We start from the raw sequence: 14562 nt of genomic DNA, 5'->3' as shown, positions 1-14562 counted from the left end.
GGTGGGCATCTTGCCCGCCCTAATGGGAGCAAGTTAAATGTGGAACAGCTTACTACAAACCCTTAATTTTTCACGCCTACTTACTTAATTAAGGGGTTAAAAAGTCTAAATGGTTTCCTGGTTGGGCACGCAAATCTTCCACAGTCCCCTGAATTTGCAACTTGCCTTGATTAAGCAACACAATCCAATCAGCACGGCTAATTACTCTAGGACGGTGGCTAATCAGAATCGTAGTTTTATCTTTGCGGTGGAACAACAGTTGATCTAAAACTTGAGCTTCACTAACTGGATCGAGTCCAGCAGTTGATTCATCTAAAATCAGCACAGGTGGATCGTTAACGATCGCTCTTGCTATAGCCAGTCTTTGGCGTTGTCCACCAGAAATATTTGATCCAAATTCACCTAATACAGTTTGATATTTTTCAGGTAGTTTACTAATAAAATCGTCTGCCTCAGCAATTTGGCAAGCGGTGACAATTTGCTCAAAAGTGACGTGAGGAGAACCTAACCGGAAGTTTTCAACAATTGAGCGACTCCAAAAATGAGCATCTTGAGGAACGAGAGCAACTTGTTGCCGCAAACAATCAAGCGCTAGGTCTTGCAGATTATAAATACCAACGCGAATGTTGCCAGAAATAGGTGTATATAATCCGGCGAGCAGTTTAGCAAAAGAACTCTTACCACAGCCAGATGTACCAATTATGGCAATAACTTTACCCCCAGGAATAGTTAGGGAGAAATCTTGCAATAACTCTAACCTTCCGGGGTAGTGAAAGTTTAGATTTGTGCAAATAATATTAGCATTGCTAGGAATTTGAGCAAAGGGTTTGTTAGTATCGCCTTGAGTTTCCTGTGTCGCATCGATAACTTCTGTTAAGCGTTCGGTGGCAGTTTTAGCACGCGTTAATTCATCTATAAATCCGATCACAGTACCGATGAATGCCAAAAAATTACCATTCATCGCGTTAAATGCGAGCAGTTGACCGATGCTGAGTTCCTTACTAATAACTAAAGTGCTGCCGAAACCAATCAAACAAACACTGCCAATAGCATAAACTAACCCAGAAAAGATATTGTTAATAATTCCAATCTGAATTGTGCGGAATGTTTGATTTGCTAACCGACCAAATCGATTCTGGAATTCTTCCCAAAATTGCGGACCTGCGGTAGTAGTTTTCAGTGTCAGCGCGCCTTTAAAGCTTTCAACCAGAACACCTTGGTTTTCTGCGTCTAAAACTAATATACCTCTGACTTTCTGTTGAAGTGTAGGCAGGAAAACAACCGTAGATGAACTCATGACAATAGCAATCACGAAGGCTACCAAGGATAGTTTCCAGCTATAGAACAGCATGAAACTTAAAGAAACCACCGCAATAAAAAATTGGCTAGGCAGACTGACAACTATTTGGGTGACTAACTGATTAATTTGTTCAATATCTTGCAATCTGCTCACAATCTCGCCACTGCGACGTGATTCATAGTAAGTCAGAGGCAACCGCAGGATTGTTCTGGCAAATTCCAGAACTAGCCCTAACTCAAGCCGTTGGGCAAAATGAGCAATGAGATTAGATTGAAATAGTTGCAGACTACTTGACACCAGATTCATTGCCACAACGGCAATAATCAAAGCACCAAGCAGCTTGGTATCACCCCGAACCAGTACATCATCTGTCAGAATTTGCAGCAGGATTGGAGAAGTTAAAGAAAGCAGACCGATAATGATGGCGCACAGAAAAGCCTCCAATAGTATGCCTCGATAAGGCAATACACGCCGCATAAAGCGCCCAAAACCGCCTATTTTATCATCCGGTTGAGCATAAAAGCGAACCGAATCTGGCTCTAGCAAAAGCATCACCATATCCGGCCAACCATCTATTAATTCTTTTTTAGAGAGATAACGGATGTTAGCTGCTGGGTCGGCAACTATATATTTCTTGCCTTTCTGACCATACAAAACAACCCAGTGGTAGCCTTTCCAGTGAATGATTGCTGGTAGTGGTGCTTGGTCTATTTTGTCTAATATTTCTTTTGATGCCCTAACCGAACGCGCATTGAAACCAAGCGCCTCGGCTCCCCGCCTCAATCCCAACAATGTTGTTCCTAATTGCCCGGTGCCTACTGCTTCCCGGATGCGATTTAGTGTAAAGTTACGCCGATAATGTTTGGCAACGGAAGCAAGACAAGCAGCTCCACAATCTTCTTCACTATGTTGTGTAACAACTTGGTATTTCATTTCAGACTCTAATACCCAATAACATTGTGACAAAACCTATAAATAAAAAAATAGCAGGGTTCTGTCCCTGCGTGGTTAAAGATTTGACCAAGAGTTTAGTTGTACTAAGCTAATCAGCATTTAAATTGCATAAAACCAGGTCTCAAGTCTTTACTAAAAGTGAATCACTCTGAAAACATCAATGCCGACTAGCTGCTCATTCTCATCTATCTTCATACTAGAATAAACTACTTAGAAGAAAGTCTAAATCCACACTTGGTGTACTTGCAATTGTAGTTGTAGCTTTAGTTGTAGTTGATTTGACCGTTACTTTTTTTACTACTACCACAGATGATGCCTTTTTACCAGATGAGGCATTTTTCCCAGTTGTTCCCTTTTTTACAGTACCTTTAGTAATACTAACGATAGCCGTACCACCACAGAGGCTTGCTTCTTCGGTTTCAGTTAGTGAGGTAAACATTGAAGATGTTTGAGCGCTTTTCATACTTAACCTAAGTTGCTAATTATCAGTTTTGAAGTTTTTAGAAAGTTGCTTTCAGTTAAGATAACGAGATGTACTACGTACCAAAATCGCTATATTTTGTATAATATCAACAGAGAAAATATCGGCAATTTTGGTATGTTTACCTCACTTACTCCAAGCAATTAGACATACTTGCTTATTCGTTTAGAGTAAGTGAAGTAAAAACAGCTTCGTTATCTTTCAAAAATTACTAGATTGTGATGAATCTGGTTGACTTAATCAAATAGTGGCGCTTACTTCCCTAGTTGACTGCTCACCTTGAGTAGTCAACTAGGGAAAATAAACAATTAAGTTTATCAACAGTTGCATACTAGCAACCGTTGATAGACTTTATTAACTTTGTTGAAGAAAAGTATTTGGGTAGTCAGAAACGTATGCTAGAATAACTGCGATAACCAACACAGCTAATCTGTTGCCAAAAAGTAACTTCACCTGCTTCAACAGGGTAGTTTATTTAGGACACTTTATCCGACTAAAGACGCGGTTAATAGTGTCTTTACGTTTAGTCTTTCCCTTCTACTCAACCTCATAAGTTTGTCTACCAGCCATATGCAACGGCTGGCGCACCATCTCCACCTTTTCCGCCAGCTCCGCCAGCTCCGCCAGTAACAGTGCCTCCACTAACACTAACATTGCCAGTGCCGCTATTTAGGATGCCAGGGCCGCCAGCTCCACCAGCTCCACCAGCGCCGCCATTACCACCAGTAAGTGTAATGGTAGTTGTAGTGGTGCTGCTGCTGGTTTTAACAGGTGCAGGCTTCTTTACTGGCTTTACTGGCTTTTTATACCAATTACCACCAGACAAATTGGCTTCTTCGTTAGCGGTCAATGTGGTGAACAATGTGCTTTCCATAATCTTAGTTCTCGCTTGCTTGATTGTTGGGATTAAACTAATATGCAATTGCTGGCGCACTATCTGCACCAGTTCGGCGTTCTCGCTGTGATTGTTGGGATTAACTTAATAACCTAATGCAACGGCTGGGGCACCATCTCCACCAGCTCCGCCAGCTCCACCAGCTCCACCAGTAACTTTGCCTCCAGTGACACTAACTTTGCCACTGCCGCTATTTAGGATGCCAGGACCGCCAGCTCCACCAGGTCCACCAGCGCCGCCATTACCACCAGTAAGTTTAATGGTAGTGGTAGTAGTAGTAGTGGTAGTCTTTACTGGTTTCTTCCAATAATACTTATTTCCACCAGATAAATTGGCTTCTTCGTTGGCGGTTAATGTCGTGAACAATGTGCTTTCCATAGTCTTAGTTCTCGCTTGCTTGATTGTTGAGATTAACCTAATGAAACGGCTGGGGCACCATCTCCACCAGCTCCACCAGCTCCACCAACTCCACCAGTAACTGTGCCACCACTAACACTAACAGTGCCAGTGCTGGTATTTGAGATGCCAGGTCCGCCAACTCCACCAACTCCACCAGTGCCGCCATTACCACCAGTAAGTGTAATGGTAGTAGTCTTAGTAGTAGTATTGGTGGTTTTAACAGGCTTCTTTACTGGTTTTACTGGTTTCTTATAATTACCACCAGACAAACTAGCTTCTTCGTTGGCGGTCAATGTGGTGAACAATGTGCTTTGCATAGTCTTAGTCTCGCTTGATTATTGGGATTAAAGTCACGTCACCTCAAAGTTAATAGATATACACGTAAAGAGTATATTTAGTAACTTTTTCGTGTCGTTAAATGTATTATACGGCTCTTACTCAAAAGGTCAAGCAACTAATTTTTTAAGAAATATGTATTACACCTCTTCAGAAAATATACTACATAGTTAGTATTTATACAAATTTAATTAAAAAATAAGTTGTGATTTATCAAGTATTAATATAATTATGGCGATCTAAAAACTGAATTTTTCCCAGAAATGTATAAGTTAACTCTGTTACGTATTAATACTGAGAAAACACCGGAAATCCCCAGAATTTAAAGATATAATAAAGTAAATATACAACATATTTCCAGAAAGTATACTTAAATAATTTTATAAAACTCAAGACTGGGATTCTGCATTGCCGAATAAGTATTTCTACATAAAAATATTATTTTTGCACTATTTTATACAAGGTAAAATTTGACTAGTATAATTTCTTTTAATATAAAAACGCTTAAAGTTGCTTAATTATTGATTGATGACAAAAAAGCTTGATTTGTTATACAAAATATTTGTAAATAAATAAAGAAAGGATAAAATTTTAGAGGAAAATTATAAAGATTTGATGAGCGCAGTAAAATGCGCTAATTGTTATTTAAACTTAGCTGTATACAAACCTTATATTTACATACTAACTAGATCCAGGCAAGGTATTTATCAGTAATAAAAAAAAAGCCGCCGCTTTCGCCCTGGAAAGCAAAAACGCCATAATTATGGGATTTTTGGCAAAAATATCATTGAAATTGAAGAGAGCTTTCATTTTTTGGATGTCCCTAAATCTTGGTCGTCACCCTAACGCTAGGTAGATTTTTTTGCTAGATTATTTACACAACCAAAATGTTTTTTAGCCTTCATGCTCATTGACCCCCAACCAGACTTTCTCCGCCTAGTCCAAAACGACGAATATCTTCCGCCAATCAGCATCTGGACAAGGTTGGGAGGGATATTTTTAATTGGAAGTGTTGGCGCTACCTTCGGAATTACTAGTATCATTCAATACAATATAATCGTGAAGGCTGATGCTACCGTCCGCCCAACCGGAGAAATACGGTTAGTGCAAGCAGCAGCCGAGGGAACAATCATCAGCATCAAGGTGAAAGAAAATCAGGTTGTAAAAAAGGGAGATACGATCGCACTGATTGACAACTCCCAATTGCAAAGTAAAAAAAGCCAAATACTCGGCAATATCCAGCAGAATCAGTTACAACGAGCGCAAATTGATGCACAACTTAAAGCGCTAAAAGCCCAAATGACTGCTGAATCCAATGCAACAGGACAGGCGATTTCATCCGCCAAAGCAGACTTCACTCGCAACAAAAGAGACTATCAAGAGAAGCAAATCACTACTGAGGCAGACGTACAAGAAATAGAAGCGGCTGTTGAATTAGCTAGAGAGGAACTGAAGCGATATCAGCAGTTGGGAAATACAGGGGCGATCGCCGTTCTCCAAATTAAAGAAAAAGAACAAGCTTTTAAAGCTGCAACTGCGAGACTTGAACACGCTAAAGCTGGACAGAATCCCAGTGATGCTAATGTGGCGATCGCCCAAGAACGCATTGCCCAAGAATTCACAAAGGGTGAGTCTACCCTCGCTCAATTGAACAAAGACAAAGAGGAAATCATCAGGCGTGAAGTTGAAATCCAAAACCAAATTAGCAGCGCTCAACAAGAACTTAGACAAGTCTTTACCGAACTGCAAAAAACTGTAATTCGTACCTCAGAGGCAGGTACTATCCTCAAACTAGAATTAAGAAATGCTGGGCAAGTTGTCCGTGCTGGGGATGCGATCGCTCAAATTGCCCCCAACAATGCCCCTTTAGTAATCAAAGGCCGTGTTGCCGCTTCTGATATTAGTAGAGTCAAGGTATGTAAAGTCGTACAAGTCACAAAATGTCCAGAGGGAGAAGTACAAATGCGGTTTTCTTCCTATCCATACCCAGATTATGGCACCCTCAAAGGTGCTGTCAGAGGTATTAGTGCCGATGCGATTACATCTCAAGGTAACAGCAACGTTGCAATTGCGCCTTACTATGAGGTGACAATTGAGGCAGAGAGACTTTATTTAAAAAAGGGTGGTAAATCCTATCCCCTTCAACCAGGGATGGAAGTTACAGCTGATATCATTTCCAAAAAAGAAACTCTACTTACATTTATTCTCAGAAAAGCAAGGCTGCTAACAGATTTGTAGGCTCCGATACTTTTTTGCTAATGTTTGTAAACAAATACATAAGTTAGCCAGAAAATTGATTTATCAAGCTTTCTTGCAACCAAAGAGTATCAACCAATGCCCGAAGGAAAATCTCTCTGGCACCATTCAAGTCTCTGTCCATTTTTTGACCAGTGGATGGAGATTTGATAGTTTTAGACCCGCCTAGATTTTTGATGATTTCTCCAGTCCAGCTACAGGTCTTAGATGTGTACGCTTCGTTGACATCTATGCTTTCCAATTTGCTTTTATTGCACCATCTTGCAACAATTTGATGGTTGTATTATAGACAAAACGAGACACTCCAAACCACTGCTTAATCGTCGCTTTCTGTTGTGGTCTCAACCTGAGATAAATCTTCTTTGATTTTCTTAGAATACTTCCTGAGTCCGTGTATTCTACAGGAAAAGACGTGCAAGATTGAAAGTAAATCTTGGGTAAGTTCTGATTCGGGAGAGTATATAGTCTGGTCGAGAACCACGATTTGTCCACCGTTTTGCTCAACCATGAATTGAAAAAGTTCAAATCCAAATCTTGCGAGTCGGTCTTTACAGGCAACAACAAGCGTAAACTTGTCGCCTCGCATAAGGCGTTCCAATAAGGATTGCAATCCTTTGCGCTTGAAGTTGATGCCTGAACCAACGTCTTTGATGATAGTTGCTGCGGGGTACAAGGATTGCATATAGGCGACTTGGCGTCCAAGGTCGTCTCGTTGCTTTGAGAAACTAACTCGGCAGTAGCAAATAAAGCTAACTCCATCTGTCTCGCTCTGCACGTAGGATTCGACATCATAGAGCCTTTGCCCTGCCGCGTTTTTGATGCTTTTGATTTTCCCCTCGTCTGCATATTTCCTCAAAGTGTTAGGGTGCAATCCCAGAAATTCGACCGCTTTTCTGAGTGGTATGTATGCCATATGTATATGTAAGCATACATAAGCGATTGTTAGCGTAACGCTAACTAGTTTCTAACCGTTTTCATCGATGGGGTGAACGCACTTTCTTTTTCAGCGAGTATTCTTATAAGTAGGGGTGCATAGCTAGGTGTGCTAACTTACCATCCCGAAATTTAATTCACTGTCGGTTATTGCATATGTGCGAAACTATGGCTGTAAGTACTTGCTTTCTTGTGCTTCTAACGTGTGTAAACAGGAAAGCGGTGATAGATCCCGCCCCGCTTGACTCTCTGCCCAAATATTGTTTGACAGACTTAAACAGTGGGTTTTTCTAATGAAAAAATTTTTGAGATACCTGGGTTTAGGTTTGCTATCTACGTTTTTGACTGCTACTCCCGGATTGGGAGCTGAACGCATTAGTTTTTATTACCCTCCCTTCGGCGAATTCTACTTATCCGTGGACTCGCTAGAAACTTTTGCTAAAGAAGGCAAAATCGATCAGGACTTTTCATTTTATGCTAGTCGTGCTACTCCTCAACAACTCGCTCAACTGCGGGATCTACTCCAGCAACGCTTCAATATCACTCCTACACTAGTATCTCAAGTTACTTACTCACCTATAGGCGAGCAGCTGATGCAACAGCTGGGAAAATTACTCCTCACTCAGTCTGGAAAGAACGGCTTCTATGCCATACGTGCCTCTTTGATTTTGTCTGCTGCTGATCAAAAGGGTTTAACAGTTGTGAATTTGCTGCGGAAATTTCCTAGCAATACTATACGGGTGAATTTCACACAAGGGCTAAAGATAGTCGATGACTTGTCACAATTGCTCAAAAAGAAGGATGAAGTTGTTGCCTCTATTGAAAAAGAAGCGATCGCTCAAGCAGCCAATTCAACTACTGACTTCTTCCAACTGCCAGATTTGCGATCGCCAGGAAAATTCCGCTGGGATAAAAAAAGCTTCGAGTTAAATGACGTTTCTCGCTCACGCCGTTTACCCGTGGATATTTATGTGCCTGCAACTCAAAACTCACAACTCACAACTCACAACTCTCTGTCGCCTCCCTTTCCCCTAATTGTAATTTCTCATGGCGTTGCCTCAGACCGCTCTACCTTTGTCTACCTGGCTCAACATCTAGCATCCTATGGTTTCGCCGTTGCTGTACTGGAACACCCTGGTAGTAATGCCCAACGCTTTCAGCAATACTTTGCGGGTTTGGCAGGGCCGCCAGACGCAGCAGAATTTATCAACCGACCTTTGGATATTAAGTATCTACTCGATGAACTTGAACGACTGGAAAAATCTGATCCTACCCTCCAAGGAAAACTCAATTTTGAGCAAGTTGGGGCGATTGGTCAGTCCTTGGGCGGTTATACTGTTTTGACTCTAGCAGGAGCAAAGATTAACTTTAACCAACTCAGGCAAGACTGTAATCCTGATAATTTATCCTTTAACTTGTCGCTGGCTTTGCAGTGTCAAGCAATTGAGTTACCCCCAAAAAATTACGAACTCAAAGACGATCGCATCAAGGCCATTATTGCGATTAATCCCATTGACAGTTCAATTTTGGGTGAGGGCGGAATAAGTCAAATTAAAATTCCGGTAATGCTGGTAGCAGGTAGTCAAGATATTTTCGCCCCACCCGTATCTGAGCAAATTCGCCCCTTCACCTGGCTTTCTGATCCCAATAAATACCTAGCTTTGATCGAAAACGCCACCCACTTTTCGGCGATCGGAGAATCTACTTCTCAAAATGATGTGTTACCTGTGCCACCTGCCTTGCTAGGCCCCAATCGTGCTCCTGTTTATTCCTATCTCAACGCCCTCAGCGTCGCTTTTTTGGAAACCCATCTCCTGAACCGCCCTGAATACCGCTCCTATTTGCAGCCTTCCTACGCTCAATTCATCAGTAAAGAGCCGCTTAATCTCAGTCTTTTACAATCGTTGTCAGCAGATCAATTCAATCAAATTTGGAATGGGTCAATTCTCCCGTCAGTCAAACCATCAAAACCTCAACCTATCCCTACCCATCCGTGAGAGGTTAAGATAAAGCGCCTTTTGTCAATCAGCTAAAATACTCAGATATTCTGACAAAAAGCGATACCTACGGTAAGTTAGGCTAACGCATTCTATTTTTGCCGCAAATGTAGTGGATCACGGCGACGTAATTGATCTACGATCTGCGCTTCTCTGCGAGACGCTACGCGAACGTAGCAGCGCTTCGCTATCGCATTGTGCCAAGTTAATTTGAGATTAGCTGATCAACTGATATATTTAAGGTAAATAATTTTCATCTAATAATTCTACAAGAGTGTAAGGACACTTTTCTAGAAAAATAGTTAAATCGGTTTTAATTTTCACAAAATTAACCGCACTTTGATAAATATTCTCTAAATCATCCTGTAACTTTTTTGTTAAATTAGCCGTTAAATGATTATTTAAGTCATATCTAAAGGTTTTAATTTCTCCAATCCAATGACGATAGTTTCTTTCATATTCTATCTGCCAATATTGGAGTAATAATATATGAATAATAATTTGCCTTAAAAGACTTTTGGCTTTAGCTAAATCTCTTTTACCCAAACTGATTAATTCCTCAATTAAGTTTTCTAAATCAAGTTTGTTAAACTGTTTTTGTTTTAATAATTCAATAGTTTCTTCTAACCATAAATTTTCATCGGTTTCATAGAGTTGTTTTAAGTTGGTAATAATTGTCATATTTTTACCTTATACCTACATTCCATAATTTAATCATATACAACGACTCCGCAGATCAGAAGCGATCGCAATATGCTCCCGACTAACTAATTGCATTGATGAATCTTCCACCTTCATTCCATATTTTAATCATACATATTGCTCCGGCGTAGCCCGCACAGTGGTACGACAAAGCTCAGTGACCATCGTAGACATCGCTCCTCGCTGTTGATATTGCGCTGAGTTTTTTAACTAAAGGTTTTTTGGCGAACCTCTGAGACACTGTGAATTTCGGGTGGTATTGGGTTAAAAAAGAAACATGAAAATCCTCAAACCCATCACCAATTGGTTAGAAACCCGCGCTTGTGCCCCTTCTTATGGCGGTTGGGTACTAGCAGCAACCGCGATTTGTTTTTTTGGAGCAGGTATCAATACGATGGCTGGTTGGCTGTACGCCATTAGTGGCATCAGTTTTGCCCTTTTGGGTGTAGCAGCTATCTTACCACCGCGATCGCTCACAGGTCTATCAATTACCCGCCGTCCCATCCAACCTGTATCAGCCGGCGATGATCTGACGGTGGAATTAGAAATCTGCAATCAGACACAGCAGCCTGTCAGCTTGTTGCAAGTTGAGGATATACTACCCTTCGTCTTAGGCAAACCAGTACAAAAGGCAATCGAAACAATTCCTAGCCAAGGTAGTTACCGTTGGGTATATTACCATCCTACCCAGCGCCGGGGCGTTTATCGCTGGCACACAGTCGAACTAGGTTCTGGTGCGCCTTTAGGATTGTTCTGGTGTCGCCGTCAGCGTGATTGTGCTGCAATGGCGATCGTCTATCCGACAGTGTTACCCTTGGTTATCTGCCCCTTAGTCGATGAAATGGGGCAAGAAGAGAGCAAAAGGGGCGATGCCCGTGGTAGACCATTGCAGACAGCGACAACGGGGCTGGTGCGATCGCTCCGTCCCTACCGCATCGGAGATCCGACTCGTCTGATTCACTGGCGGACTAGCGCCCGTTATGGCGAATTAAGGGTGCGAGAGTTAGAAATGGTGACAGGTGGACAAGAAATAGTTATTGCCCTTGACAGTGCTAGCAATTGGGAAGATGAAAACTTTGAACAAGCAGTAATTGCCGCCGCCTCGCTGTATTTTTACGCACAGCAACAGCAATTAGAGGTGCAACTCTGGACAGCATCAACAGATTTAATCAAAGGCGATCGCTTTGTTTTAGAAACCTTAGCAGCAACCACAGCCCTAGAAGATGCTAGTTCAGTAGTTCCTAAAAACTACCCTTTGATTTGGCTGACTCAAAACCCCCAGAGCCTTGCTACTCTTCCTCAGGGCAGTCGCTGGGTTTTGTGGCCAAATATTTCCTCACCAGCAGAACCAGAGGTAATCAATTGGGAACACCCTGGTATAGTTTTGCAAAACGATGTTTCCGACGGGCTACGCCTAAGCGCTCTGCAACCCCAACTGCAAAAAACATTAAATTCTTAGTAGCAGATGGAGTCCTTAGCGCTCTTTTATGTCTCTGAGGAGAGAAAAATTAAGATGCTGACCCTGAATCTTTTTTAAAGCCTCGCTTTATCAGCAAAGCCAACCTTAGCCATTCTAATTTAAGCAAGACTAATCTCAGCAGTGCCATCCTTGGTGATACGAACTTAAGCTTGTGAGATTTCTGAGATTTTGTCTGATCCCAGCACACCGGACATATCAGCCTTTGAGCAAAGTAAAACAATTTGAGCAGGTAAAGTTGGGGAAATACACCCAGTAATCCCTTAGTGAGGCTGAGGTACAATGCAAAGAAATATTTAAATTATGAGCGACATGATCACATCAGAACATAACACAAAATCCAGCGATAAAAGCCTAGAGGCAATGCGGCATTTTTCCGAACAATACGCCAAGCGTACTGGAACATATTTCTGTTCTGAACCTTCAGTCACCGCAGTTGTGATTGAAGGACTAGCCAAACATAAAGACGATCTAGGTGCGCCCTTATGTCCTTGTCGCCACTACGAAGATAAAGAAGCTGAGGTTCACGCCACATATTGGAACTGTCCTTGTGTACCCATGAGAGAACGCAAAGAGTGCCATTGCATGTTGTTCCTCACCCCTGACAACGAGTTTGCTGGAGAAAAACAAGACATATCTCTCGAAACAATCAAAGAAGTACGAGAGAGCATGGGATGAGCGAAATCCTGCCCCAAGAGTTTTGGCAAGGCGTAGAACAGTTCAATTCTGGTCAGTTCTATGCCTGTCATGACACCTTAGAGGCTTTGTGGATTGAAGCTGGCGAACCAGAAAAAACCTTTTATCAAGGCATTCTCCAGATTGCTGTGGCACTGTATCATTTGGAGAATCGTAACTGGCGAGGTGCAGTAATTCTACTTGGAGAAGGCGGCAATCGCCTGCGGCGTTACCCATCTAGTTACGGCGGCGTTGATGTAGATGAGTTATTGAGTCAGAACGCACTGTTGTTGACGACATTACAACAAATAGGGCCAGATAAGATTACATCTGGTGATTTGGGTGAAAATCAAGTCTTATCTTTGCCTAGAATTGTGCTGACTACTGATTAGACATCTGGTGAAATTAATTATGCGTTGCCGCAAATCCCTGGTAGGCACAATACCCTGCGGGAAGCTAAAGCTACATGAATTGTGCCTACGTCATTTTCACTTCTATGCCAATTACCTGAAACCTTGAGGTTGGGGGTAGCGTCACTATTTCAACCAGTAGTTATCGGAAATCACTCCAGATTGGATATTTCATAGTCTGGATAAAGTACTTGAGATAATTAGAATATAAGCCCAAATCCTAAATCCCAAATTGCTATGATGCCCTGCTATCAATTGCCCATATCACAAATGCGCCGCTTTGGATTAGCTTTAATTCTGCCAGTTGCACTCTTGGGCGCTTTCGTCTTCCCTACCCAACTACAAACCGCTACTGCACAAACATCTGGGGCAAATCGTCCCCTCACTATCCGCGCTGATGTGCAAGAATATGACGCTAAAAATCAAGTAATCACCGCTCGCGGTAATGTGCAAATGTCATATCCGGCTCGCCAGATTCAGGCAACGTCTGTCCAAGCACAGTACTTTAGTAAAGAACGCCGAATTGATTTCAGTGGCAATGTCTATATTTTGCAACAGGGCGGTAACAGTATCCGAGCAGAGAAGGTAACTTATTTAATTGACGAAGGGCGATTTGTTGCCTTACCCCAATCCAACCGTCAGGTAGAGTCCATCTACATGATCCAGGAATCAAATAATGATGGCCAAACTGCGAAGCCTGCCCCACAGACACCAGCATTCAAACCTTCTAATTAGCATCTACCATCAAGAAAGAGTGCCTCCAGCGTGAAAATTGTTTTAGAGAATATTCACAAATCTTACGGCAAGCGAGTAATTGTCAATCGTGTCAATATTTCTGTTGCTCAAGGCGAAGTCGTTGGTTTACTAGGCCCCAATGGGGCTGGTAAAACAACGACCTTTTATATTGCCACAGGTTTAGAAAAACCCAATCAAGGAAAAGTCTGGCTAGGTAATCTGGACGTTACAGGAATGCCAATGCACAAAAGGGCGCGATTGGGTATTGGCTACCTAGCACAAGAACCAAGTGTTTTTCGCCAACTCTCGGTAGAGGATAATATTCTGTTGGTGCTAGAGCAAACTAATGTGCCACGATGGGAGTGGTCAAGACGACTCAAAACTTTACTGCGGGAGTTTCGGTTGGAAAAATTAGCCAATAGCAAAGGAATTCAACTTTCTGGTGGTGAGCGACGGCGGACGGAATTAGCAAGGTCTTTAGCTGCTGGAAAAGAAGGGCCAAAATTTTTACTTTTGGATGAACCTTTTGCGGGAGTTGATCCGATCGCAGTCTCAGAAATTCAGCAAATCGTAGCACAACTGCGCGATCGCGGCATGGGAATCTTAATTACAGATCATAATGTCCGCGAAACCCTGGCAATCACCGATCGCGCCTACATCATGCGCGAGGGACAAATACTCGCTTTTGGTGCTGCTGACGAACTCTACAGCAACCCTCTCGTGCGGCAATATTATTTAGGGGATAATTTTCAAGTCTAAATTAACAATTATTCAGTTAATATTTCCAAAGGATATTTTTATTGTTTGTTCTTAAGCATAAATTTTTTAATTAATTTGATTCTGCTTTCTCAATAGCTGAGAAAGCAGAACTTTGATACTAAATACAGTAGATACAGCAGTTTGCAATTAAGTGAGTTACAGAGCCTAGACTCAAAGCCCAAACTCCAAACTCCTAACGTACAGACGCGATTAATCGCGTCTTTCTTAACTCCTAACTCCTGCTGTATACTTT

General features: G+C 42.0%; 17 protein-coding genes. 8 read left to right on the top strand and 9 right to left on the bottom strand.

Annotated elements, in window-relative coordinates; translation table 11 throughout:
* Nucleotides 1-88 precede the first annotated feature (88 nt).
* From V7K15_RS00335 to V7K15_RS00315, 5 genes are all read right to left on the bottom strand, one after another.
* Complete coding sequence (locus V7K15_RS00335; protein WP_334901980.1) at nucleotides 89-2233, bottom strand: peptidase domain-containing ABC transporter; 2145 nt, start codon at nucleotides 2231-2233, stop codon at nucleotides 89-91.
* Nucleotides 2234-2450: 217 nt separating this feature from the next.
* The gene (locus tag V7K15_RS00330) at nucleotides 2451-2717 is read right to left on the bottom strand and encodes a hypothetical protein (protein ID WP_334901979.1); all 267 of its coding nucleotides are present in this window, start codon (nucleotides 2715-2717) and stop codon (nucleotides 2451-2453) included.
* Nucleotides 2718-3294: 577 nt separating this feature from the next.
* Complete coding sequence (locus V7K15_RS00325; RefSeq protein ID WP_334901977.1) at nucleotides 3295-3609, bottom strand: hypothetical protein; 315 nt, start codon at nucleotides 3607-3609, stop codon at nucleotides 3295-3297.
* A gap of 105 nt (nucleotides 3610-3714) precedes the next feature.
* Nucleotides 3715-4008, bottom strand: a complete 294-nt coding sequence (locus tag V7K15_RS00320; protein ID WP_334901976.1) for a hypothetical protein — start codon at nucleotides 4006-4008, stop codon at nucleotides 3715-3717.
* A 32-nt stretch (nucleotides 4009-4040) separates the two neighbouring features.
* On the bottom strand, nucleotides 4041-4346 hold the full coding sequence (locus tag V7K15_RS00315) for a hypothetical protein (protein ID WP_334901974.1): 306 nt from the start codon (nucleotides 4344-4346) through the stop codon (nucleotides 4041-4043).
* Nucleotides 4347-5268: 922 nt separating this feature from the next.
* Between V7K15_RS00315 and V7K15_RS00310 the strand changes: the two genes are divergently transcribed.
* Nucleotides 5269-6603 (top strand): HlyD family secretion protein, encoded by a 1335-nt coding sequence (locus tag V7K15_RS00310; protein WP_334901972.1) that lies wholly within the window; start codon nucleotides 5269-5271, stop codon nucleotides 6601-6603.
* A gap of 43 nt (nucleotides 6604-6646) precedes the next feature.
* Here V7K15_RS00310 and V7K15_RS00305 read toward each other — a convergent pair whose 3' ends face one another.
* Genes V7K15_RS00305 through V7K15_RS00295 form a run of 3 tightly spaced genes read right to left on the bottom strand, consistent with a single transcriptional unit; the run spans nucleotide 6647 to nucleotide 7534 of the window.
* Nucleotides 6647-6862: a zinc ribbon domain-containing protein gene (locus V7K15_RS00305; protein ID WP_334901970.1), complete on the bottom strand. Its 216-nt coding sequence runs from the start codon at nucleotides 6860-6862 to the stop codon at nucleotides 6647-6649.
* A complete protein-coding gene (locus V7K15_RS00300; protein WP_334901968.1) occupies nucleotides 6850-6966 on the bottom strand; it encodes a helix-turn-helix domain-containing protein in 117 nt (38 codons plus the stop codon). The genes V7K15_RS00305 and V7K15_RS00300 overlap by 13 nt, the downstream gene beginning before the upstream one ends.
* Nucleotides 6938-7534 (bottom strand): IS607 family transposase, encoded by a 597-nt coding sequence (locus tag V7K15_RS00295; protein ID WP_334901966.1) that lies wholly within the window; start codon nucleotides 7532-7534, stop codon nucleotides 6938-6940. Before V7K15_RS00295 ends, V7K15_RS00300 begins: the two co-directional genes overlap by 29 nt.
* Before the next feature lie 313 nt (nucleotides 7535-7847).
* Between V7K15_RS00295 and V7K15_RS00290 the strand changes: the two genes are divergently transcribed.
* Nucleotides 7848-9551, top strand: coding sequence for an alpha/beta hydrolase (locus V7K15_RS00290; RefSeq protein WP_334901964.1), 1704 nt, complete (start codon nucleotides 7848-7850; stop codon nucleotides 9549-9551).
* Between the two features lie 237 nt (nucleotides 9552-9788).
* Here the strand turns inward: V7K15_RS00290 and V7K15_RS00285 are convergent, their stop codons facing one another.
* Complete coding sequence (locus V7K15_RS00285; protein ID WP_334901962.1) at nucleotides 9789-10232, bottom strand: DUF29 domain-containing protein; 444 nt, start codon at nucleotides 10230-10232, stop codon at nucleotides 9789-9791.
* A 298-nt stretch (nucleotides 10233-10530) separates the two neighbouring features.
* Here V7K15_RS00285 and V7K15_RS00280 point away from each other — a divergent pair, with 298 nt between their 5' ends.
* From V7K15_RS00280 to lptB, 6 genes are all read left to right on the top strand, one after another.
* Nucleotides 10531-11712: a DUF58 domain-containing protein gene (locus V7K15_RS00280; RefSeq protein WP_334901958.1), complete on the top strand. Its 1182-nt coding sequence runs from the start codon at nucleotides 10531-10533 to the stop codon at nucleotides 11710-11712.
* An 89-nt stretch (nucleotides 11713-11801) separates the two neighbouring features.
* Entirely contained in the window at nucleotides 11802-11888 is an 87-nt protein-coding gene (locus V7K15_RS29885; protein WP_442949634.1) for a pentapeptide repeat-containing protein, read from the top strand.
* A 154-nt stretch (nucleotides 11889-12042) separates the two neighbouring features.
* Nucleotides 12043-12408: a ferredoxin thioredoxin reductase catalytic beta subunit gene (locus V7K15_RS00275; RefSeq protein WP_334885197.1), complete on the top strand. Its 366-nt coding sequence runs from the start codon at nucleotides 12043-12045 to the stop codon at nucleotides 12406-12408.
* Entirely contained in the window at nucleotides 12405-12797 is a 393-nt protein-coding gene (locus V7K15_RS00270) for a DUF309 domain-containing protein (RefSeq protein ID WP_334901956.1), read from the top strand. The genes V7K15_RS00275 and V7K15_RS00270 overlap by 4 nt, the downstream gene beginning before the upstream one ends.
* 255 nt (nucleotides 12798-13052) lie before the next feature.
* A complete protein-coding gene (locus tag V7K15_RS00265) occupies nucleotides 13053-13550 on the top strand; it encodes an LptA/OstA family protein (RefSeq protein ID WP_334901954.1) in 498 nt (165 codons plus the stop codon).
* 30 nt (nucleotides 13551-13580) lie between these two features.
* Complete coding sequence (gene lptB / locus V7K15_RS00260) at nucleotides 13581-14309, top strand: LPS export ABC transporter ATP-binding protein (RefSeq protein WP_334901952.1); 729 nt, start codon at nucleotides 13581-13583, stop codon at nucleotides 14307-14309.
* The last annotated feature ends 253 nt before the right edge of the window (nucleotides 14310-14562 follow it).

It is taken from the genome of Nostoc sp., from assembly GCF_036919815.1.
Taxonomy (GTDB): domain Bacteria; phylum Cyanobacteriota; class Cyanobacteriia; order Cyanobacteriales; family Nostocaceae; genus Nostoc.
This window is presented reverse-complemented; position numbering and strand designations above follow the sequence as displayed.